The organism is Pseudomonas sp. P9_31 (genome assembly GCF_034008235.1).
Classification (GTDB): Bacteria; Pseudomonadota; Gammaproteobacteria; order Pseudomonadales; family Pseudomonadaceae; genus Aquipseudomonas.
Map to the genome: position 1 here is coordinate 5,954,399 of NZ_CP125375.1, position 20,829 is coordinate 5,975,227.

Sequence of the window (20,829 nt, forward strand, 5' to 3'; positions counted from 1 at the left end):
GCAATACTTTTAATCAAGCAACAAAGCAAAAATTACAATTGTCTGCAATGCCAACAAAATGTATAATCCCCGCAAGGTTGCGTTTATAGAATTCAGAGGCAATACATTGGGCACATTACATTCAGTCTTGGCCATAGAGGAGGGTCTAAATTCTTCAATATCTACGTCCGGGGAAGCGCCGCTAGACTCTTCAGGGATCTATATGTCCCTAAAAGACGATTTCCAACTAACCGGGACTCCTCTCGAAGTAGATTTTAGGTCTCTCGTCGATTGGGTAAAGCTGGGCGATCAGTTTACACATCAAATACATCCATACCCAGCGAAGCTAATCCCGCATATCGCTAACTTTTTTATTCGGTCGTCTGTTTTTTTTCAGCAAGAAAAAGTGGTATTAGATCCATTCTGCGGTTCTGGAACCGTTGCATTGGAGGCTTCGCTAGCAGGATGTTTACCTTATGTAGCAGATGCAAATCCACTTGCATTGCTCATCACAAAAGTCAAAACTAAAAACTACGACAGCGCATATTTGACAGACGTCATGCAGCAAATCGCGCGCAAGTGCAAACGATATAAGTCCGCACCTGAAATCGCCATAGTAAATAGCCATCTCTGGTATTCTTCAGAGAGAAAGAAAGCGCTAGAGTTAATACTACGGGCCGTAATGGATATCGAAGAAGTCGAAATTAGAGACTTTTTTAGAATTTGCTTCTCGGTAACTGCTAGACGTTTTAGTAATGCTGATCCAGCCATTTCAGTACCGGTACGTTTGAAAACTAGGCCAACATTTAGCGATGTGACGAACGCTAGAATAAACTCTCGACTTACTTGGATAGAAGAAGCGTCGCCTCTGGGAGAGTTTGTAAAAGTATCGCTTTCAAACATTGACCGTGTAACCGCGGCAAATTATGCGCTTCCAAGTCGACAATCAGCACAGATAATAAGTAACGACGCGAGAAATCTCTCTAGCAATGACTTCCTGCAAAACAGCAGTTCCCAGGTCCCGCTTATAGTCACATCGCCACCCTATGGTAGCGCGCAAAAATATATCCGCGCGTCAAGTATTTCATTGAATTGGCTTGGTTTTGTCGAGCCAGCAAAGCTTACTACATTGGAAGATAAATCCATCGGTCGAGAGCACGCGCCTGCTATCAGAAAAAAGTTGTACGAGGGTGAACTTCCGGACACATTCGAGGATCTTTTGATAAAGATCAACGCTCGAAATGAACTACGTTCATTTATTACTCGGCAATATCTTTTCGAAATGAAGCAGGCTCTGACAGAGATGGCAAGAGTCACCCAAAAAGGTGGACATATCGTCCTAGTAACTGGAAACAACCAAGTATGTGAAGAGGTCCTGAGGAATGATGAGTTCACAATCCAAACCCTATCTTCCTTGGGATTAAAATTAGAGCTAAGCTTAATCGATCATATAAAATCTCGCGGATTGATGACAAAGCGAAATAAAACCGCATCTGTCATCTCAAGAGAAAGTGTTCTGGTCTTCTCAAAGTGAGAGCCTTTCAATCATGGAAAAGATTTTACTAGAGTCAAAAATTCGCACCTTAATCAATCACGCTTGGGATAGCGAGGTGACCTGGGCTGAAATCGAAGCTTGGCTCAATAATTTTGATGGAAGCTTTCTCGAAAAATCAGAGGAACAGCTTTACGCGATCTTTGCAATCTCCAGATATATGTACTTTGGAAAACGGCTAGTGAGGGAAATGTTAAAGTCTCTTTACCGAGACCACTTTTACTCTCCTATGCGGCAAAGAATTCGCCGAAATTTTAACGGCACGCTTGATCACCGGATTATTGATAATGCTTACACACTCGAGTTGAATAGCACTCGATTCATCGGTGTAGGCAATCCGTCAGAGAGCGGCGCTCATTTGCTTTATTACTTCAGACAAGTCAATTACTTATCCAAAGACTTATTTGTAGATCTTGCTGCCGCTTTAACTTATCAAGTGAGCCGAGACAGAAGCGAGATTCTCTATGATATACGCGAAAAGAAAATAACCCGCCTCGTCTTTTTTGATGACATCGTTGGGTCTGGGACACAAGCTAGCGAATATCTAACGCCGTATCTCAGTGGTATAAAAGCCACTAACCCATCGATCGACATACGATTTATGTCGCTGTTCGCTACTTCTGCAGGTTTATCCAAGTTAAATGAGTCGAAGCTATTTGATGGAAAAGCGATGTGTCTTTTCGAGCTCGACGACTCGTTTAAGGCTTTCGACGCCGACTCGCGCTATTTTTCGACAAGTCCTCCCTGGTTTGATAGACAAAAAATGTTCGACCTTACTGAAGATTATGGAAAAAAACTGTGGCCGAATCATCCGTTCGGTTATAAAAATGGGCAGTTATTAATAAGTTTCTCACACAATACACCTGATAACGTTCCACCGATATTCTGGGCAGTAAGTGGACAAATACCATGGGCACCTGCATTCGTGCGCTACCATAAACAGTAACGTTAAGGGCGGACTCAAATGGCCACAGAAAATCCTTTTACTCTGGCTCGTGCGTCAGACTTCACTGACAAGCAGATAAATTCCCTTTGGACGGAGTTGGGCACACCTGAGATAATTAATACCATTATCGAGCCCAAGTCTAGAGTTTCCAAGTTCATACTCGGTGGGAAAGGCACGGGGAAAACTCATCTTTTAAGATACTATTCCTACCCCGTGATTCGATTGCGCTCACCGAATGAGAGCGGAATATCGATATTAAAAAGACAGAAATTTCTTGCAGTATTCTTAAGAGCAACAGGTGTTGATGCTACCAGATTTGAAGCTAGCTCTGGCATCTCTATAAACTGGCAGCAACTCTTCGGCGTATATTTAGAACTAAGACTCGCAGAGGGTGTTCTAGAGGCTCTGTGCGATATAAAGCTGACATCCACAGCGTCAGAGTTCAATGACGATTTATTTCTCAACGAAATAAAATCAACTCTATTCGGAACCGGACTTGACGAATGCCGAACTATTCACGAGTTTCGCAACTGGGTAATATTGCAGCGCCGAAATATTGACGAAGCGGTAAATAATGCGGCGTTTAGTGGGAATCTTGAACTGAGGGCGCCCTTTTCTATCGGCTCTCTCTGCCTTCCTATAAGTAAGGCAATGCACAAATGGCACCCCCAGCTTGCGGAAATACCTTTATTATACTTGATAGATGAAATAGAGAATTTTTCACTTCACCAACAACAAGTAGTAAACTCACTCATTCGGTATGGTGAATCTCTAGCGACCTTTCGAGTAACAGGCCGGCGATACGCAATCAAGACGTTAAAGACTCTGGCCGATGGCGAGGAAAATCGCGAAGGCGCTGAGTTCAAGACGACCTTTCTTGACGATATTCTGTTAAGTGAAGATATAAAATTTCAGGACTTCGCAAAAAGATTTGTAATCAAGAGACTACAATCTGCCAACATTGCGTTGAAACCAAATTCGTCTACTACAACTGGACAAGTATTTAATCCAGCGCTTTGTTTCGAGGATATTCCGAATAGCAATTTTTATGCGGAGGTCATCGAAAAGCTAAAATCACCCTCACCAGAGCGTTCATTCGTACACTCATTCGTTTCTGCACTCTACAACGCTACCAGCGACAAGCCAGGGGCTCAACAAAGCGCCGAACAAATAGCCGAGTTACTAACTCAAGACTTCCCCTTAATAATACAAAAGCTAAATGTATTGTTATTTATGAAGAAATGTAAGAAAGGTGCCCAGCCGCTAGCTTTAGCTGAAAGTATTCAAGCTGACGCTCGCTCATATATAAACCCTGAAACTCGGTCAAAGAATTATTACTCGAATGCATATGGCCATTATGCTTCCGATCTATTTGCTCAAATCTGTAAAGAGGCGCCCTCTGGTAGAGGAGTGTTGTACGCGGGATTTGAAAACTTCGTAAAAATGTCTTCAGGCAATCCTAGAAACCTGCTAATTATTCTAGGCAAAGCGTATGACATAGCTACATTCCGGGGCGTGGACTTTGTATCCGGCCAGAAACTATCTTTGGAACTGCAAACCGAGGCTGCGTCCGATTCCGCCCGTTTCATGTATGAGTCAGACACCAATTTTGGTCAAGACTCAGATATAGCTTTAGCGGCAATTAGTCGCTTAGCTTCTATTCTTCGAACCGCACGTTTTTCGATAAATATACCTGAAGTTTCGCCTCTTGCTTTTAGCTTCTCAGACGATGACTTAACAGCTAGAGCAAAAAAAGTACTGCAAAACGCGTTGAACTACTCGCTTGTTTTTGAGATGACGGATGGGCGTCCAGATAGAAACAGCCAGAAGCTTAATCGAAAAATTCAGCTTAATCCTCTCCTATCTCCTAAATGGTCGCTCCCCATTTCGAGAAGAGGAGATATAAGCCTAAATAAAGAACTTCTTTCGGCGGTTTTTGATGCCCAAGGCTCTGAGGACTTTGACATACTCTTAAAACGCCTAGAGCAAAAGTGGAATACTATTTCCAAAGCAGCCGTGGATGACACTCCTCAGGGAGCTTTATTCTAAATGATTGACTATTCACTATTTTACAGGCGTCCGATTCGTACCGATAGAATCCCGGAAGAACTTCAAAAATTCGACATATTTGTTTCTGCATACAATTCGAGCTATCGAGTTGGAAAGGTCTTCGCTGAAGTGCGGTCAGAGAAAAAAATCTGGCTGATACATCCAGAGTATCAGTACCTACCGTTGGAGTATCCAGACGAAAATCCAAAGGTGTGCCCTGATGATCATAATGAAATTGCTCAAGTAAATGCAATTCTAGAGGAAATCGGTGACGTCACGGATAAGCAGATTTGTATCGATACTACGGGGTTCATGCGCCATGTATTGATATTTTTAACTGCAAAACTGGCCTTTATGGGTGTGAAAGAATTCACAGCCCTATACTCCGAGCCTATGTACTATACCAAACAAGAGGACACATCTTTTAGCACGGCCACCACTGGAGTGCCCCGTCCGGTGAGAGGAATGTATGGAAACAAAAGTGGTCAAGATCACTTAATAATTAACGTAGGGTATGATCACAAGTTAATTGGTGAAGTTGCCGACAACAAAGAAGGGGCGGTAATTTATCCAATTTTTTCATTTCCGTCTCTTAGCCCGGATATGTATCAACAAAGTGCACTGAGAGCATCGGATGGCGGTGGTTCAGCGCTCGATAGTGCTTGGATAAACAATCGTCATTTCGCCCCCGCAAATGATCCGTTCACAACAGCTGGTATCATTTCGAAAATCGTAAATGGCATTGACAGCAATGTTGCAGAAGCGAACATATACTTATCACCTCTCTCAACAAAAATCCAAACTCTAGGATTTTCCCTTTATTGGCTTTATGAAGGGAGACCTCGTCAAGGTGTGACGTTGCTGTTGCCCGAGTGCATAACTTACAGCAGGGAAACTAGCAGTGGATTAAAGCGCTTATGGACTTACACCATCGAGTTTTAGTTAATATTTCACATTGTTCCGCGCTTAGCCTGAGCCTATGAATTCCATTTAGGGACAATGGTTCAGGATACTTTTAGAGATAGAGAGTAAGGTCAATATTTTTTAACGCCATGATTTTTCTGACATATTTTTTCAGATTCGACTCCTGGTGCCGCACCATACAAAACGAAGCCCTCGCAGGAATGCGAGGGCTTTGTTGTTTCTGGGGCTTTGATTTTTTGCAGCAAGAGCGGTAATCAGTCGAACGCCGTCGACACCGAAAGGTGCTCCCAGTCGTCGATTTCCGCCTGAAGTTGCGCATTCTTTTCGTGCACCAGCCTTACCGCATCCTTGCCTAGCAATAGATGAACCGGCGGCTTTTCGGCGGCGACCAGGGTCAACAATGCCTGCGCCGCCTTGTGCGGATCACCAGCCTGCTTGCCACTCTTCTCTTTACGCCCCTTGCGGAGCGGATCGAACACCGGGTCATAGTCACTCAAAGTGCGACCGGAACGGATCATCGAGCGCCCCGCCCATTCGGTACAGAACGACCCAGGTGCCATAGCGGTCACGTGGATACCCAGACTTTCTACTTCTTTAGCCAGCGCTTCGCTGACACCTTCCAGGGCGAATTTACTGCTGCTGTAGTAGGCGATTCCCGGCAAGGTGATGAAGCCGGCCATGGAGGTGATGTTGATGATGTGCCCACTGCGCCGCTCACGCATACCGGGCAGAACCGCTTTGATCATGGCCACCGCGCCAAACACATTGACATCGAACTGGCGCTGCATTTCAGTCAGTGGCGATTCCTCGAGAATGCCTTCATGACCATAGCCAGCGTTATTCACCAACACGTCGATCCGGCCCACCTCGCGCAGGACATCGGCTACCAGCGGCTCGATTGCCGGGTAATCGGTGACGTCGAGCACGAACGCTTTGGCTCGATGGGCGTCCAGTGCCTCGAACGCGGCACACTCGGATTCGCGCCGCACCGTACCCACCACCGTATGCCCTGCCGCCAATGCGGCTTGCGAAAACGCCAGGCCGAAACCTGAACTGACACCGGTGATCAGAAAAACCTTGTGTACTTGAGTGCTCATAGTGCGCGCTCCAATGACAGCGCCGTCGGCATTGATCGACGGCGCTGTGGACGGCTCTTAGTGACCCGCACTCTGCCCACCATCGACATGCAAGATCTCGCCGGTGACAAAGTTGGCGCTGTCCAGATAGACGACGGCCTGCGCAATATCGCCGATCTCACCCATGTGCCCAACCGGATGCAGATTCCCCAGTGCTTCGTGAGTTTCCTCACCATGCATCGGCGTTTTGATGATGCCTGGGCTGACCGCGTTCACCCGAATCCCGCGCTTGGCGTACTCAATGGCCAGGGATTTGGTCGCCGCGTTCAAACCACCCTTGGTCAACGACGCCAGTACCGACGGTACCCCGTCGATGGCGTGGTCCGTCAGGCTGGTGGTGATGTTGACGACGTGGCCGCTACCTTGTTTTTCCATCTCGGTGATCGCGAGTTGGGTGATGTAGAAGAAGCCATTCAGGTTCACCGACAGCACAGCGGCGTAGTCTTCTTGGGTGTAGGCGGTGAACGGTTTGGCGACGAAGATTCCGGCGTTGTTGACCAGGGTGTCGATGCGGCCGAAACGTGCGATCGCTTCACGGACGACTCGCTGGGCGATCGCCGGGTCGCCGATGTCGCCGGCAACGGTGAGGATGTCCGGATCGGTGGATGGCTGGATCGAACGCGAAGTGGCGACTACCCGGTAATCGAGATCACGGAAAGCCTTGACCATGCCTGCGCCGAGACCTTGGGAGGCGCCAGTAATAACGATGACTTTTTTCGAATTGCTCATGATGAACCTCAACTGATAAATGATGGTTTGAAAAGGTGATTAATCAGGCTTCAACAGGCGCCTGCGCCATTTGTCTCAACATCTGTTCGTAGTACTCGACCGATTGCGAACCGGACACCAGGTGACGACCGTTGAGCACCATGGCCGGAACCGAATTGATGCCGCGCTCGCGATAAAACGCCTCAAGCTCACGCACTTCCCTGGCAAATGCTCCGGACACCAACACCTCACGCGCGCTCGCTGCATCCAACCCCACTTCCGCCGACAGTCGAACCAGCGTCTCGCGATCGTTCGGGTTCTGGCCGTCGGTGAAATAAGCACGCAGCAAGGCTTTCTAAAGTGCGACCTGCCGCCCTTCCTGCAATGCCCACAACAGCAACCGGTGAGCATCGAAGGTGTTATGGAAGTGGCTGCGCTTCTCCAGATCGAACTTGAACCCGATGGCCTCGCCTTGAGCGATTTGCATCGCTTTGCCGGCGGCAACTTCCTCGGCGCTGCGCCCGTATTTGCGCATCAAGTGCTCGATCGCGTTCTCGCCTTCCACCGGCATATCCGGGTTCAGCTCGAAAGGCTTGAAGGTCAGCTCGACCGAGACTTCACCCGCCACGTTCTCGATCGCTTGCTCCAGCGCCGTCGCGCCCAAGGCGCACCATGGGCACACCACGTCGGAGATGAAATCGATGGTGACGGACGCGGTCATGACTGCCCCTGCTCCTCAGCCAGTTGTTTTCGGTACTGGGTAGTGGTGATCCCGGCATAGCCCCAGTTATCGGTATCGACTTCTTCGATCACGATGTGTGTCAGGTCCGGGCGTTTGTTGAGGACGCGTTCCAGGGTTTCAGTGATTTCAGCGATCACCTGAGCTTTCTGCTCTGAGGTAACGCCATCGCGGGTAATGCGTACGCTGACAAAAGGCATGATGAGTCTCCAGTGACCTTCTCATCGGAATGATGGGGAGGCGTTGGAGAGGAATGTATGAGGTTGGGTCAGGGGGATAAAGGTGGGGGCGGGAACATCATTAGTTACTTGGTGTAATGACTACGTCGATATTGATTGGAGACGCCACCGGAAAATATGGCCTAACCGTAAGGTTCATCACCAGCGATCAAAACGGCTTCAATCCGTGCTGACAAACCTCATCGTATTTTCGAGGAACTTGTGGCGAGGGAGCTTGCTCCCGCTTGAGTGCGTAGCACTCACAAATATCGGCAATGGTTGTCAGATTTTTGGGGCCGCTACGCAGCCCAGCGCGAGCAAGCTCGCTCGCCACAAAGGTAAGCATGACTGAAGAGTCTCGCCTAAATGAACAGCATTACGAGTCAATCGGGGCTTCTTGTACTTCGTTGAGCTCACATCTCGCTGACTTCAAACACAAACGAAATCTTCCGGCTGCTCGCACTCCACACGTACCGAATGTGCTTCCCTTGCCTCGGAATGGACACGGCCGGCGGTCGAAACGCGGCAACACATTCATGACCAGGCAGACGAACGCTGTTGTAGAGCAATCCCCATGAGAGGGTTTCGCGCAGTTGTCGGGCAAAGGCCTGGGCCGGACCGTAGGCGTTGGGATCCGGGTCGTGCAGGTGCGGGTAGTCGCCTCGGATGTCGTGCAAGGGTTTGACCACCCGGTTGACGTAGGTACGCATGGTCAACTCAAGATCCGGTTCGTTGGTCGCGGCGAGGAAGCGTTCCTGGTGATAGCTCGTCTCGGCGATGGCGGCGGCCTGGCTGCTGGCGGCGTAGTAGACGCCGAAGGTGCCATCGGTGAAGCGGCTGGTTTTGCCGATGTGGGTGAACGCGGCCATCACCGGTGTGGAGCCCGGGCCGGAGATGCGGTCTTCGGGGCGCACGCGGGAGAGTACACCGGCTTCTTCCATCAACCGATCATTGGTCAGGGCTTCCAGGGCGTAGGCGGTGGACAGGTCTTCGGGGTCGAGCACGTCTTCGAACAACGAGATCGGCGGGAAGCAGCTGTTGACGATCCGGTAGGCCCGCGGCCATTGCGGGTCGGCCAGCTCCGGCGCCATCAACCGCGCACTCCGTCGAGGTAGCGGCGCACGTCAGCGATGTCGACCACGCGGCCGGCCAGCATGTAGGACAGCGCCGACTGGCCATTGAACGGCGCGGCGGTGTTGGGGCTGCTGACCCAGGTGTAGGCTCGCTCGCGGCTGTTGCTGAAGATGATGCTCAGGGCTTTGTGGATGCCCATCAAATACGAGATGCGCTCCAGGGTGTCGTGGGGCAGGCGCACGTTGGGCGGCAGGTGTTTGTACTTGTAGAAGGTGGTATTGCCGACTTTGCCCAGGAGCGTGCGTTGCTGCTCGGCAGTGCAGCCCCAACGCTCCATGAGGTTGAAGAAAAACTTCAGCGCGACTCGACCGGCTTCGGGGGTATCGAGTTGTTGCTGTGGGCTTAAGGCAGTGGATGAGGCAGGCATGGGGATGGCCTCCTTGGGTTTACGATGTCGTGATTTCAGACTAGTACAGATACGAACAATAATGAAATTTTAATTCGCATACGTATTTATCTGTCCCCTCTTCGAAAAGAGCTTTCACGCCGGATTTTCCGCAGCCTGAAAAGATGCCGACACACGGTCCAACACGCACGTTGACACCCCCACAATAGGGGCAGAGAATTAAATCGAGAGCGCGAAACCGACTGCCTCCAAGTGGCAATAGTCGGCGTAGGAACCTCGTTGATGACTTGGAAATCGGCGCCTGGTGAGACCTCTTCTCCCCTGCTTGAGGGAGCACAATATCAAGCACCTTTTCATGAAAGCAGCCTGATCCAGGCTGCTTTTTTTTGCCTTGGGAAAAGGTTTCTTGATCAACCAACACTCAAAAAACGCCCACACCTCCCCCATCCGGGCCGTTTTTTTGACCCCGATCAGCCGCCCCCCCCGCCAAAAAACCCGATCCTGTGTAAGCCTCCAGCCATCGGACGCGGAGTCATTTCGCTACTAAACTCGGGACAAGCATGCTCAGCTGCAGGATCATAGCCAGCACGCGACCGACGCCCACCGGGCGGCAAGGTACACAACAATAGCCAGCCCACTTTAGAGGGCATTACCCAAATGGATAGCAGAACCTTACGCAACCTCATGCGCATCGTGCAGACCGGCTCATTGTCGGCGGCGGCAGAGCATTCCTGTTTGAGCGTGCAGGCATTGGCTGCGCAGTTGAACAAGGTCGAAGAGCAGTTCGGTTTTCGGTTGTTTCGTCGCTCCAACAAGGGGCTGACTCTAACAACGCAGGGCACGGAGCTCACGCCCTACATGGACAAGGTATTGGTCGCCACACGGCAACTGGAAGAGAAAGTCGCCACGCTCAAAGTGCCTGGGCAGCGCACGCTCAAAGTTGCACTTAACACCACGCTCTCGGCCGACTTCAACCGGCGCATGATCGGACGCCTCATTGAGGTGTTTCCCGACTATCAACTGGAGTTCAGCTACGCCGAGTCGATGGAAAACCTCAGCAAGTTGAAGAATGAGGACTTCGACCTGGCCGTGCTGATCGGGCCGCAACAACCGGGGTTACCCAGCATCGCCCTGCCCTATGTGCAGGTGCAGGTGGTCGGCGCTCATTGCGGTCAGGAAAACGACCCGCTGGTGCTGCTCGGCAACAAGTTTCAGGTTCGGCCGGCCGACGATTGTCCGTATTCCCACAGTTTCTTGCGCTTTCTCGACGCGGGCCTTGGCAATTACGAGTCAGGCAAACGGATGATCTATTCCTGCAGCGAGACCCTGACCCTGTCATTGATCACGCAAATGGACGGCCTGGGCATGGTTTCCCGTGAGGCGGCCCTGCGTAACGGCTTGACCATTTTCCCGGGTTTCGAGGACTCCCTCGAAGTGCGGCTCGCGATCAATAACCCAGAGTTGTCGGGCCAGGCCTTGAATGACGTGGTAGCTCTGCCGCTACATGAACGATCCGAGCGCGATGTACGCAACCGTTCCCACCGCTACGCTGAGAAAGAGGTTTTTGCTGAAATACGCACATAACAACGTCGGAATGGCTGCATAGAATTCCGGGCGATCGAGCTGCACATGCTGATCCTTGATCAACAGGGGCGTAAGGCTGATTGCAGCGACGATCGCCACCGGCAGAAACTCCAGCGCCCGGGCGACCAGGGGTGGCCAATGATCAGTGTTCACCTGCAGTGGCAACGCACGCGGCAGGAAGGTCACGGCCATCATCAGTGCGACGACCAGGATCAGGAACGTTTGGTCAGGCATACACCCACCCCGCAGCCCACGAATGTGGCGATGAAGACGTTGAAGGGTGAGTTGCCGATCAGGCTCAGAACGCCCATGCAGGCGACCGCTGCCAGTGCGGCGATCAATTTTTTACGGGTGTTGCAGAGCGATACCAACACGTAGAGCATCATCGCCGTCAGCGCATAATCGAGCTGGTACTTGATCAGGTGCGCCGCGTACTGGGCGCAAATCGCCCCCAGCAAACCGCCGATCACCCACGACGTATGGCAATACAGATTGAAGCCGATCAGGTAACGCACATTGACCGGTGCACCCTTGCCCAGTTTGACGCTGTGGAAAGCGAACGATTCATCGGTCAGCCCGCCGGCATAACACCAGCGCTCAAGGCGACTGAGCCCCAGCGCTTGCAGGGCCTTGGCCATGTAGACCGACATCAGCATATGCCGCGCATTGATCAGAAACGTGGTGAGGATGATGGTGGTCAGCGACGCACCACTGGAGATCAGCGCCAGGGCGGCGAACTGCGAGGCACCGGCGTAGACGAACAGGCACATCGCGACCGGCAGCCACACGGGCAACCCGGCATTGACGGCCATCAAACCAAACACAAACGACACCGTGAAGTAACCCGCCACTACCGGGCTGGCTTCAGCAAAGGTGCGCGAGGGCAGGGGCTCGACCATCAGCGGCTGGCTGCTGGACGTCTCATTCATAGGTCCCTCTCAAAGGTAGTTTCGCCGCGCGGCTCACAAAAGCCCTGGGCACTCCAAAAGCGTTTGCCGGCCAGATTAGCATCGTCGACGAACAGGAACATCCGCAGTACACCCACCCGTTTCATGTCTGCCGATGCCGCTTCCACCAGGCGTTGACCGACGCCCTGGCTGCGATACAACGGGCTCACCGCCAGGTGATTGATGGTGCCACGGCTGCCGAGCATGCCGCCCAACACCGCGCCGACCACTTCGCCACGGACATCGAGCGCGAGGAACGCGGTGGTGGTTTGCTGCACCAACACACCGCGCAGGCATTTGGCGTCCTGCCATTCACAGAACGACACTTCTTCGAATTGCCGAAAGAAGCGCTCCAGGCGTTGGGCGTCCTTGGCCGTCGCGCGCTGCAGCATCACCGGTGCAGAACACTCGGCGATGTTCATCATCGGGTCTAGCTGTTCAGCGAACAATGTCGAAAGCGGTCCCGGGCCGCGAGAAGGAAATGGCCAGAATCTGCCGATAGGCCATTTCGTGGGCATGGGTGTTGCGTGCCGGTGTCACGTAGTGACGCATGTCGCGATCGAGGAAGTAGGTGGTGTCGAGGATGTCCAGATAGGTCGTCGCCGCCAGCTGTTCCTCTTGGGCCGAATACAAACGGCTCTCCGCCCCCTCCACGTTGTTACGGCCCCAGAAATGCACACCACTGAACGGATAACCGTCGCAATGAATCCCTTCCGGGGTGATTTCCAGTTGCTTGCCCGGCTTGATCTCGATGCGGATCTGATGGATCTGGCATTGCCAGATTTCGTCGTGCAACTCCGGCGGCAATACGTGTTTGTACACCTCGAAATCCGCATCGATGAGGCTGCGCATCACCGGCGAATTAATGACCTCATTGGAGAAGTCCTGAAAGTGCCGCTCCAGTCCGCCGACGTAGCTGTTGTTGGCCTTCGATTGTACGTAGGCGCGGTGCTCCAACTGCTTCAAATCGCGGGTGACCGGGTTGTATTCGAAATCGCTGTAACGACGGAAACGCATGCCTGCATCGGCCTGGCCGTAATAACTGTCCGGCTCCATGCTTTCCCAACTTTTGGTCAATCTGACGAAGTCGGAAAAATGACCGAAGAGATTGAAGTCGGCTCCCTGGACATTGACATACTTGTCGCGTCGTAGCGATTCGCCAACTTCTCTATTCAAAACGATCATTACTAGGTCTCCGCTGCATTTAGCGGCCTAATCTAGTAGGCGCAGGATTGGCGGCCCATGAGAAAGAATTTCAGGCATATCAAGCGTCGCTTGAAACGCAGTATAAAATTGCTTCAATTCGACTTTTTACGATCGAAAACAGCCCTTTTCAGTGTTTTTCTACGGTCATGAGGCGAAAAAAAACCGAGCCTGTCGGTTTTTTTATCGAGTCTGAACAACTCAGCCGATCTTCAGAAGATGTTGATCGGGCCACTTTGCACGACGTACTTGAACGGGTAAACAGGCGAAAAACGTCTAAGAAATCACCTGTCAGCGATAGCCAATTGCACAGTGTGGCTGTCGACGAATTGTTCAAAATGCGTGACTTTTCCGTTGGCCAGAGTCCACAAATGAGCGACTCGGGCGTTCATCGCGCGGCCAGTGGTTTTGTAGACGCCGCTGTAATTGCCGTAGGCAAATACCTTGTCGCCCTGTGCAACGTAATTCTCGACCTTGAACTGAAAACCTTCCCACTCGGTGGCCAAACGCTTGAAGACGTTTTCGACGATAGCGTCGAAACCGACGTAGGTCCCGGCGTACGGAAATCCCGCCGCTTCGGTCCACTGGGCCTCATCGGCCAGCGCCGCGGCAGTGTTGCGCGCGTTCTCCTGGGAGTTGGCGCCTTCGTAGGTGCTTTTGATCAGGCTCAGGTTATCCATGGTGACTCCAGGTGAGTTCAATGGGCGCAGCCGTCGAGGCCACAGACTTGAAACGCGGATGAAGACTCTTTTACCGCAAGCGACTGGCTCAACCATTGGACGAAGGCTTGCGGCTTGCCGAGCCAGGGACCGATATCGATCAGGGTGAACTGGCCATCCTGTTCCAGTGCAAAGGTCGGGAAACCCTGACCGCCGACGTTGGCCAAGAGTGTACGGCTGTCCTTGATATGGCGATCCGTGTCGGCTTTATTGAACGCCTGTTGGAAGGCCTCAAGTTCAAGACCTGTTTGTATGGCGAGTTCCAGCAGAACGGCTTCGTCAGCGATGCGTCGACCCTCCATGTAATGAGCCGTCTGCAAACGCCCCAGCAACTCCAGGCCGCGTCCAGCGATCTGCTCGGCCGCCAGCACGGCGGCAATCGGCGGCGTGGAATCGAACACCGCCGTCGAATCACGCAGCAACCCCTCAAAATACGCCTCGCCAAACGGCTGGCCGGTGTACTCGGCGATCCGTCGGTCATGGGGCATCACGTAGTTACGCAGCTGTGGCGAAACGCTCTGGCGGTTGGCACCGGTCATCATGCCGCCACCGTGGGCGATTACCGGCAACACGGCTTGGGCAGCCTGCACCAATGGTTTGGCGCCGTAGCACCAGCCGCACAACGGGTCGTAAATGTAGTGAAGGATCATAGGAAGGCTCCGGCAAAAAGGTAGGAAAACTCAATGCCAGCAGATTAATCCCCAGACTGTTTCGGAAAAACGCTGGAATGGCTTTCAGTCTGTTTCATGAATCGGTCGAATACTTTTGGTTTTCCTCCAGGTTATGGCCGACATGACCGGAACCTATATCTTCTAAACAATGCAAAACCTTGTGGGAGCGAGCCTGCTCGCGATGAGGCCATTACATTCAACATATTCGTTGATTGTAAGATCGCCATCGCGAGCAGGCTCGCTCCCACAGTTGATTTTCAGTGATTACAAAAAATCCTTCGCCCATAAAAAAGCGCCGCCTTCCCGGCAGCGCTTTTATCAATCCGTTGTTTTTCTTCTTATCCTTCCATCACATCCCACAATGCTTCCAGTTCCGCCTCGCTGAATAAACCAGCGGGGTAGCGCTCGATCATCATCCGGCGCGGATCAGGTTCTCTGATCTGACGCGTTCCATTGGACTTCAACCACTGCGCCAGGACCTGGAGCGATTCGCTGTTAACTGCCAGGGGATGCAGTGCCCGCTCGCTCACGACATTCATTTCGGCGTTCATCTCAGCGCTCTCTCCTGGTTTGTGAGCGGCTAACTTATCCAAGGTTTATGACAGAACATCGAAGTTCTCTCCCTCCCCGTGTTGCGCCATCGAAGATACAAGAGCTGTGCCAATGTTTTCGAAGTGTCGACAAGTGGATACAAAAAAGCCCGCAGTCCTGATGGGCTGCGGGCTTCGCGCGAAACGACGAGGCAAAATCGTTGCTAAATCGATTTTTCAATCAACTCAAGCTGTTACGACCTCACTCACTCCTTGTGCGGAGCGGGCTGTTGTTGGGTAAGACAATGGATGTTACCGCCCCCAAGTAACAGTTCGCGACCTGGCACCATGACCACTTCGTGCTGCGGGAACAAGCTCTGCAAAATCTCTTTGGCCGGGCCGTCCAACGGGTCGTCGAAGCTCGGCGCGATGATGCCGCCGTTGACGATCAGGAAGTTCACATAAGAGCCGGCCAGACGAACGGTTGGATTGCGCTCCTGAGTGCCGTCTACCGGATCCACGCCAGCGCACTCGTCTTCGGTCGCGTACAGCGGCCCCGGAATCGGCATTTTGTGCACCGTGAATGGGCGCCCCTTGGCATCGGTGCTGTTTTGCAGCACGTTCATTGCCGCCTGGCAGCGCGGGTAGTTCGGGTCCTGCGGGTCATCGGTCCAGGCCAAGAGCACTTCACCGGGACGCACATAGCAGCAGAAGTTATCCACATGGCCGTCGGTTTCGTCGTTGAACAAACCGTCCGGCAGCCAGATGATTTTATCCACAGCCAGATTTGCGCTGAGCACCGCTTCGATTTGCGCACGGTTCATGTGCGGGTTGCGATTGCGGTTGAGCAGGCATTCTTCGGTAGTGATCAGGGTGCCTTCGCCGTCGACGTGGATCGAACCGCCCTCAAGCACGAAGCCCTCGGTGCGGTAGCGCGGGCTGCGCTCGATTTCGAGGATCTTGCCCGCCACCTGCGAGTCACGGTTCCACGGCGAATACAGACCACCGTCGAAACCGCCCCAGGCATTGAAGTCCCAATCCACGCCACGGACTTCGCCGCGGTTGTTGATGACGAACGTCGGGCCGGTATCCCGAACCCAGGCGTCATCGCTGGACATCTCAACCACACGAATATTCGGCACATCCAGACGGGCACGGGCGTTTTCGTACTGGCCAGCGGAAACCGCCACGGTCACCGGTTCGAATCGGGCGATGGCCTTGGCCACCGCCACGTGGGCGGCCTGCGCCGGCTTGCCGCCCAGGCGCCAGTTGTCCGGACGCTCGGGCCAGACCATCCAGGTCTGGGTCTGTGGTGCCCATTCGGCTGGCATGTAAAAGCCGTCGGTGCGAGGGGTGCTGTTCAAAGTGGTCATGGTTCAGGACTCCAGGGAACCGTCGAGGGTTTTGATCGCGCCATACAGGTTCGGACGACGGTCACGGAACGAGCCCCATGCGCTGCGGATGTGTTCCAGCTCATCGAGGTCGAAACTGTGAACCAGAATGCCTTCTTCGGTTTCGTTCAGCTCTTGGACTTTCTCGCCAAACTGGTTGGCGATGAACGACGAGCCGTAGAAGGTAATGTCGTAGCCGTCCTGCTCTTCGTTACCGATGCGGTTGCTGGCGATCAGCGGCATCAGGTTGGCGCCGGCATGGCCTTGTTGCACGCGCTGCCAGTGGTCGCGGGACGAAATGGTCTTGTCGTGTGGCTCGCTGCCGATGGCGGTCGGGTAGAACAGGATTTCCGCGCCTTGCAGCGCCATGCTGCGGGCGCACTCAGGGAACCACTGATCCCAGCAGATGCCCACGCCGATTTTCGCGTAACGGGTGTTCCAGACTTTAAAGCCGGTATCGCCCGGGTTGAAGTAATACTTTTCGTGGTAGCCAGGGCCATCCGGGATGTGGCTTTTACGATAAATCCCGAGGTTGCTGCCGTCGGCATCGATGATCGCAATGCTGTTGAAACGCGCGCGGCCGGCCAGTTCGTAGAAGCTGATCGGCAAAACGACCTGCAGTTCTTTGGCGACTTTCTGGAAGTGCTTGATGGCGACGTTGTCTTCGACCGACGTGGCCAGTTGCAGGTAATCCGGGTTCGGCTTCTGGCAGAAGTACGGAGCTTCGAACAGTTCCTGAATCAGGATGATTTGTGCGCCTTTCGCCGCGGCCTCACGGACCAGCTTCTCAGCGGTTTCAATGTTGGCCTCAAGGTCCCAGGAACAGGCCATCTGGGTAGCGGCGACGGTAACGGTACGGCTCATGAATCGGCTCCTGGGCGAGCGCTTGAGGGTCGAGGGTGGCATCGACCGGTGACAGAAAGAGGCAGCACCAGGCGCGGTTCATCCACACCGTGGGCAGTGGCGACTTTATAGCCGATAAAAATCGGCTTTTAAAGCGATAAATACTAAATTCATCAAATACAACTCACTTAACACGGATAATAATCGAATTTAAATGCAATCCCTGTGGGAGCGAGCTTGCTCGCTCCCACAGGGGTATGTGTTTACAGACCTTCCTCGAGAACCTTCGATAGCATGTCGACAAAGAAATCCACGCTCTGACGCGACGTAACCATCGGCGGTTTGATCTTGAGGATGTTCAGGTAGTCGCCCGTCGGCTGCATGAAGATCCCCAACTCACGAAGGCGATCGCACAGCGCCGTGGTTTCTTCAGTCGCCGGTTCAAGGGTTTCTCGATTGCGGATCAACTCCACGCCCAGATAGAAGCCGGAACCATGCACCGCCCCCACCAACGGATGCCGGTCGATCAACGCTTCAAGACGCTCCTTGAAATACCCGCCAACGACCTGGGCGTTTTCCCAGAGCTTTTCTTCTTCCATCACATCCAGCACCGCCATGCCGATCCGGCAACTGACCGGGCTGCCGCCAGCGGACGAGAAGAAATAACCCTCGGCCTCCAGCGCTTCGGCGATTTCCCGGCGAGTGATCACCGCGCCCAACGGTTGGCCATTACCCATGCCTTTAGCCATGGTGATGATGTCCGGTACCACGCCCTGCTCTTCGAAGCCCCAGAAAAATTTGCCCATGCGGCCGTAACCGACCTGAACCTCGTCGGCGATGCACACCCCGCCCTGCGCGCGAACCAATGCATAGACGTGCTTCAGATAGCCCGGCGGCAGCGAGATACCGCCCGCATTGCCGTACACCGGCTCACAGATAAAGCCCGCCAGCTGGCGTTTCTGCCCGGCGATTTTCGCCAGGTTGTGTTCGACACTGCGCACGTAGTCCGGCGCGCTGTCCGGGCCGCGGAATTCGCCGCGATAGGTGTTCGGCGCCGTCACCGGATGCACCCAGTCGGGACGGCTGCTCAAGGCTTGGGGGTTGTCGGCAATCGAGGTCGAGACCGCATCCGCTGCCACCGACCAGCCGTGATACGCCTCCAGCACGCTGAGCATGTCGCGACCGCCGCTGTAGGCCCAGGCCAGGCGGATCGCCAGGTCATTGGCCTCGGTGCCGCTGTTGACCAGAAATACCCGGTCCATGTTGTCCGGTGCCAGCTTCAGCAAGCGTTCGGAAAACTCGGCAATCGCCGCATAGTGAAAGCGCGAGTTGGTGTTGAGCAACGACCACTGCCGGCCAGCGACGGCGGCCATGCGTGGATGACCATGACCGAGCACCGCGACGTTGTTGAGCATGTCGAGGTAGGAGCGGCCCTGCATGTCGATCAGGTGATTGCGCCAGCCACGCTCGATACGCGGCGGGTCGACGTAATAATGTTTTTGGGAGCGAGCGAAACTCGCATCCCGGCGGGCCAGCAACGTCTGCGGGTCGAGTTCCTCTTGTGCATCGCAGGCCAGGCCGAGTAACGCGGCGGGTGAAGGACACAACGCCTGCCAGGCCGCGGCGCGCGTAGGCGTGCAAAACAACGGTGCGTCGAGCTGAGCGCTTCGACACAACTGCACGCTCAACGGCCCGCTGACCGAACCCAGCACCTGGCCTTTGACCAACGCCGCACCACTGCGCACCGAGGGGGTTACACCCCACAACCGAACGCTGAGCTCTGGGCCGTCCAGTTGCAGCAAGTTCTCCCCCTGTATATGGATGACCCCGGCAAACGGCGCTTCGACCGCTGTGCCGTCAGGCACTTGCAACGCAACGTGCAGCGGGAAAGTGTCCGGTTCGCTGGCGCTGTCCGGTCGGGTTTGGGACAGACGATACTGGCCATATCGACTGGCCGCCAGACCGTGAGCGGCGGCGGCTTCCGTCAACAGGCGCAGATCGATCCCTTGCTGCTCCCAGTTACCCGCCTCGAAATGCGGACTGAGCACGCCCAAATCGATCAACGCAAATTCACGCCCCACCAGGCTCGGCAGTAAGGGCGCGAAGCCTTCACTGTCGATGCCCGGCAGGCTTTGACCGACCGTGGAAAGAATCGCCGCCTCCATCAACGCCAACGGCACCGATGTGGCAACGCGGAAAATTTCCCACTCATGGGTCAGGTTGTCGCGACTGTACTCATTGCCCGGATCGATGCTGACCTGCTGTTCGCCACTGAGCACCAACACCGCCGAGCGCGCAACGATCAGCGGCCAGAGCGCCAGCAACTCTTCATGCTGCAACGGATTGACCGTGTGATAAGCCCGAACCGCCGGCAAAATGTAGAACGGATCGCCATCGGCATGGTGCAGCAGCGCGGCACAGGTCACCGACAGATCGGTGATCCGCCAGGTTCGGACCAGATCGCCGAAATCGATCACCCCCTGCAATTGCCATTGGCGTTGCGCATCACGCTGCCAGACCACGTTGTCGTCGGTGACGTCCATGTGAATTGCCTGCACCGGCAGCTTATTCACCAAAGGCTGCAAATGGCGCTCGGCCTGTTCAGCCTTCTCAGCCATCCGTTTTCGTTGCTGGTCGTCCTTGATCACCGGCAGCAAATGCGCAATCAACGCGTTGGCGTGGCGAGCGTCCCACTGAAGGGTGCGCTCAAGGCCCGGATGATCGAAACCGGTCAGCGCCAGGTCCATTTCGCCGCAAAGCCGACCGAAACCGGCAACCACTGAATGGCTTAGATGATCGAGATGCGTCAGGGATTGGCCGTCGATGTAATCGAGCAGGCGTACATGCACCGCCTGGCCACCGACGTCCAGAGAGAGAAGATCTGCACCGTTCCTGGCAGGGATCACTCGCGGCACCTGCACGCCGGGGTGCTCCGCCAAATGTTTAAGCCCAGCGTGCTGGGCTTGCAGCTCCAGCGCCGAATAATCGCCACGGCAGATTTTCAGGACAAAACGCCCCTGCTCACTGTCGACGCGGTAGTTGAGATCCTGCTGGCTCCCTAGAGCCTGCAACCGCCCGCTCAACCCGTAATGCTCTTCCAGCAGCTCAAGCGCTTGCGCCGCAGACACCTGCGGGCTGGGCAGACTGGCGCGGTGAATCAACGTGGCGAGCGGCATACAACGACCCCTGAAATGGTATTAGGCGCTTATA

Annotated in this window: 20 protein-coding genes and 1 pseudogene; 5 read left to right on the forward strand and 16 right to left on the reverse strand. The window is 54.0% G+C overall.

Annotation, left to right across the window (positions count from 1 at the left end; all coding sequences use genetic code 11):
• Positions 1–202 precede the first annotated feature (202 nt).
• Genes QMK51_RS26835 through QMK51_RS26850 form a run of 4 tightly spaced genes read left to right on the forward strand, consistent with a single transcriptional unit; the run spans position 203 to position 5,468 of the window.
• Positions 203–1,513: a hypothetical protein gene (locus QMK51_RS26835; RefSeq protein WP_320392546.1), complete on the forward strand. Its 1,311-nt coding sequence runs from the start codon at positions 203–205 to the stop codon at positions 1,511–1,513.
• 13 nt (positions 1,514–1,526) lie between these two features.
• Positions 1,527–2,477 carry a hypothetical protein gene (locus tag QMK51_RS26840; RefSeq protein WP_110622836.1) on the forward strand — a complete coding sequence of 317 codons (951 nt, stop codon included), beginning with the start codon at positions 1,527–1,529 and terminating at the stop codon, positions 2,475–2,477.
• An 18-nt stretch (positions 2,478–2,495) separates the two neighbouring features.
• A complete protein-coding gene (locus tag QMK51_RS26845) occupies positions 2,496–4,526 on the forward strand; it encodes a hypothetical protein (protein WP_320392547.1) in 2,031 nt (676 codons plus the stop codon).
• The gene (locus QMK51_RS26850) at positions 4,527–5,468 is read left to right on the forward strand and encodes a hypothetical protein (protein ID WP_320392548.1); all 942 of its coding nucleotides are present in this window, start codon (positions 4,527–4,529) and stop codon (positions 5,466–5,468) included.
• Positions 5,469–5,704: 236 nt separating this feature from the next.
• On the opposite strand, the gene QMK51_RS26855 is transcribed toward QMK51_RS26850, so the two are convergent.
• The 6 genes and pseudogenes from QMK51_RS26855 to QMK51_RS26880 form a co-directional block, all read right to left on the reverse strand.
• On the reverse strand, positions 5,705–6,547 hold the full coding sequence (locus QMK51_RS26855) for an oxidoreductase (protein WP_320392549.1): 843 nt from the start codon (positions 6,545–6,547) through the stop codon (positions 5,705–5,707).
• Between the two features lie 57 nt (positions 6,548–6,604).
• Positions 6,605–7,315 (reverse strand): SDR family oxidoreductase, encoded by a 711-nt coding sequence (locus tag QMK51_RS26860; RefSeq protein ID WP_320392550.1) that lies wholly within the window; start codon positions 7,313–7,315, stop codon positions 6,605–6,607.
• Positions 7,316–7,358: 43 nt separating this feature from the next.
• Positions 7,359–8,015 (reverse strand): annotated as a pseudogene (locus QMK51_RS26865) (DsbA family oxidoreductase).
• A complete protein-coding gene (locus QMK51_RS26870; RefSeq protein ID WP_123361089.1) occupies positions 8,012–8,233 on the reverse strand; it encodes a tautomerase family protein in 222 nt (73 codons plus the stop codon). Before QMK51_RS26870 ends, QMK51_RS26865 begins: the two are co-directional and overlap by 4 nt.
• A 431-nt stretch (positions 8,234–8,664) precedes the next feature.
• A complete protein-coding gene (locus QMK51_RS26875; RefSeq protein WP_320392551.1) occupies positions 8,665–9,342 on the reverse strand; it encodes an RES family NAD+ phosphorylase in 678 nt (225 codons plus the stop codon).
• Positions 9,342–9,752: an MbcA/ParS/Xre antitoxin family protein gene (locus QMK51_RS26880; RefSeq protein WP_320392552.1), complete on the reverse strand. Its 411-nt coding sequence runs from the start codon at positions 9,750–9,752 to the stop codon at positions 9,342–9,344. The genes QMK51_RS26875 and QMK51_RS26880 overlap by 1 nt, the downstream gene beginning before the upstream one ends.
• Before the next feature lie 636 nt (positions 9,753–10,388).
• On the opposite strand from QMK51_RS26880, the gene QMK51_RS26885 reads away from it, so the two are divergent.
• Positions 10,389–11,315, forward strand: coding sequence for a LysR family transcriptional regulator (locus QMK51_RS26885; RefSeq protein ID WP_320392553.1), 927 nt, complete (start codon positions 10,389–10,391; stop codon positions 11,313–11,315).
• Here QMK51_RS26885 and QMK51_RS26890 read toward each other — a convergent pair.
• From QMK51_RS26890 to QMK51_RS26935, 10 genes are all read right to left on the reverse strand, one after another.
• Positions 11,232–11,549 carry an AzlD domain-containing protein gene (locus QMK51_RS26890; RefSeq protein WP_258698020.1) on the reverse strand — a complete coding sequence of 106 codons (318 nt, stop codon included), beginning with the start codon at positions 11,547–11,549 and terminating at the stop codon, positions 11,232–11,234. The two genes, QMK51_RS26885 and QMK51_RS26890, sit on opposite strands and share 84 nt — an antisense overlap.
• Entirely contained in the window at positions 11,528–12,244 is a 717-nt protein-coding gene (locus tag QMK51_RS26895) for an AzlC family ABC transporter permease (RefSeq protein WP_258698021.1), read from the reverse strand. The genes QMK51_RS26890 and QMK51_RS26895 overlap by 22 nt, the downstream gene beginning before the upstream one ends.
• Positions 12,241–12,654: a GNAT family N-acetyltransferase gene (locus QMK51_RS26900; RefSeq protein WP_258700806.1), complete on the reverse strand. Its 414-nt coding sequence runs from the start codon at positions 12,652–12,654 to the stop codon at positions 12,241–12,243. The genes QMK51_RS26895 and QMK51_RS26900 overlap by 4 nt, the downstream gene beginning before the upstream one ends.
• Positions 12,655–12,700: 46 nt before the next feature.
• Positions 12,701–13,447 carry a 2OG-Fe dioxygenase family protein gene (locus QMK51_RS26905; RefSeq protein WP_258698022.1) on the reverse strand — a complete coding sequence of 249 codons (747 nt, stop codon included), beginning with the start codon at positions 13,445–13,447 and terminating at the stop codon, positions 12,701–12,703.
• Positions 13,448–13,749: 302 nt separating this feature from the next.
• Positions 13,750–14,145, reverse strand: a complete 396-nt coding sequence (locus tag QMK51_RS26910; protein WP_258698023.1) for a nuclear transport factor 2 family protein — start codon at positions 14,143–14,145, stop codon at positions 13,750–13,752.
• 17 nt (positions 14,146–14,162) lie between these two features.
• Positions 14,163–14,834 (reverse strand): DsbA family protein, encoded by a 672-nt coding sequence (locus tag QMK51_RS26915; RefSeq protein WP_258698024.1) that lies wholly within the window; start codon positions 14,832–14,834, stop codon positions 14,163–14,165.
• Positions 14,835–15,193: 359 nt separating this feature from the next.
• The gene (locus QMK51_RS26920) at positions 15,194–15,406 is read right to left on the reverse strand and encodes a hypothetical protein (protein WP_030129326.1); all 213 of its coding nucleotides are present in this window, start codon (positions 15,404–15,406) and stop codon (positions 15,194–15,196) included.
• A gap of 245 nt (positions 15,407–15,651) precedes the next feature.
• Positions 15,652–16,758, reverse strand: coding sequence for an agmatine deiminase (aguA, locus tag QMK51_RS26925; protein ID WP_320392554.1), 1,107 nt, complete (start codon positions 16,756–16,758; stop codon positions 15,652–15,654).
• Between the two features lie 3 nt (positions 16,759–16,761).
• The gene (gene aguB / locus QMK51_RS26930; protein WP_320392555.1) at positions 16,762–17,640 is read right to left on the reverse strand and encodes an N-carbamoylputrescine amidase; all 879 of its coding nucleotides are present in this window, start codon (positions 17,638–17,640) and stop codon (positions 16,762–16,764) included.
• A 242-nt stretch (positions 17,641–17,882) separates the two neighbouring features.
• A complete protein-coding gene (locus QMK51_RS26935; protein WP_320392556.1) occupies positions 17,883–20,795 on the reverse strand; it encodes an aminotransferase in 2,913 nt (970 codons plus the stop codon).
• Positions 20,796–20,829: the final 34 nt, after the last annotated feature.

Excerpts from the sequence above, each read along its gene's own strand:
- QMK51_RS26870 (WP_123361089.1), bottom strand. The coding sequence starts at position 8,233 with ATGCCTTTTGTCAGCGTACGCATTACCCGCGATGGCGTTACCTCAGAG.
- QMK51_RS26900 (WP_258700806.1), bottom strand. The coding sequence starts at position 12,654 with ATGCTGCAGCGCGCGACGGCCAAGGACGCCCAACGCCTGGAGCGCTTC.
- QMK51_RS26840 (WP_110622836.1), top strand. The coding sequence starts at position 1,527 with ATGGAAAAGATTTTACTAGAGTCAAAAATTCGCACCTTAATCAATCAC.
- QMK51_RS26935 (WP_320392556.1), bottom strand. The coding sequence starts at position 20,795 with ATGCCGCTCGCCACGTTGATTCACCGCGCCAGTCTGCCCAGCCCGCAG.
- QMK51_RS26910 (WP_258698023.1), bottom strand. The coding sequence starts at position 14,145 with ATGGATAACCTGAGCCTGATCAAAAGCACCTACGAAGGCGCCAACTCC.
- QMK51_RS26905 (WP_258698022.1), bottom strand. The coding sequence starts at position 13,447 with ATGATCGTTTTGAATAGAGAAGTTGGCGAATCGCTACGACGCGACAAG.
- QMK51_RS26890 (WP_258698020.1), bottom strand. The coding sequence starts at position 11,549 with ATGCCTGACCAAACGTTCCTGATCCTGGTCGTCGCACTGATGATGGCC.
- QMK51_RS26895 (WP_258698021.1), bottom strand. The coding sequence starts at position 12,244 with ATGAATGAGACGTCCAGCAGCCAGCCGCTGATGGTCGAGCCCCTGCCC.
- QMK51_RS26845 (WP_320392547.1), top strand. The coding sequence starts at position 2,496 with ATGGCCACAGAAAATCCTTTTACTCTGGCTCGTGCGTCAGACTTCACT.
- aguA (WP_320392554.1), bottom strand. The coding sequence starts at position 16,758 with ATGACCACTTTGAACAGCACCCCTCGCACCGACGGCTTTTACATGCCA.
- aguB (WP_320392555.1), bottom strand. The coding sequence starts at position 17,640 with ATGAGCCGTACCGTTACCGTCGCCGCTACCCAGATGGCCTGTTCCTGG.
- QMK51_RS26835 (WP_320392546.1), top strand. The coding sequence starts at position 203 with ATGTCCCTAAAAGACGATTTCCAACTAACCGGGACTCCTCTCGAAGTA.
- QMK51_RS26855 (WP_320392549.1), bottom strand. The coding sequence starts at position 6,547 with ATGAGCACTCAAGTACACAAGGTTTTTCTGATCACCGGTGTCAGTTCA.
- QMK51_RS26885 (WP_320392553.1), top strand. The coding sequence starts at position 10,389 with ATGGATAGCAGAACCTTACGCAACCTCATGCGCATCGTGCAGACCGGC.
- QMK51_RS26875 (WP_320392551.1), bottom strand. The coding sequence starts at position 9,342 with ATGGCGCCGGAGCTGGCCGACCCGCAATGGCCGCGGGCCTACCGGATC.
- QMK51_RS26920 (WP_030129326.1), bottom strand. The coding sequence starts at position 15,406 with ATGAACGCCGAAATGAATGTCGTGAGCGAGCGGGCACTGCATCCCCTG.
- QMK51_RS26850 (WP_320392548.1), top strand. The coding sequence starts at position 4,527 with ATGATTGACTATTCACTATTTTACAGGCGTCCGATTCGTACCGATAGA.
- QMK51_RS26860 (WP_320392550.1), bottom strand. The coding sequence starts at position 7,315 with ATGAGCAATTCGAAAAAAGTCATCGTTATTACTGGCGCCTCCCAAGGT.
- QMK51_RS26880 (WP_320392552.1), bottom strand. The coding sequence starts at position 9,752 with ATGCCTGCCTCATCCACTGCCTTAAGCCCACAGCAACAACTCGATACC.
- QMK51_RS26915 (WP_258698024.1), bottom strand. The coding sequence starts at position 14,834 with ATGATCCTTCACTACATTTACGACCCGTTGTGCGGCTGGTGCTACGGC.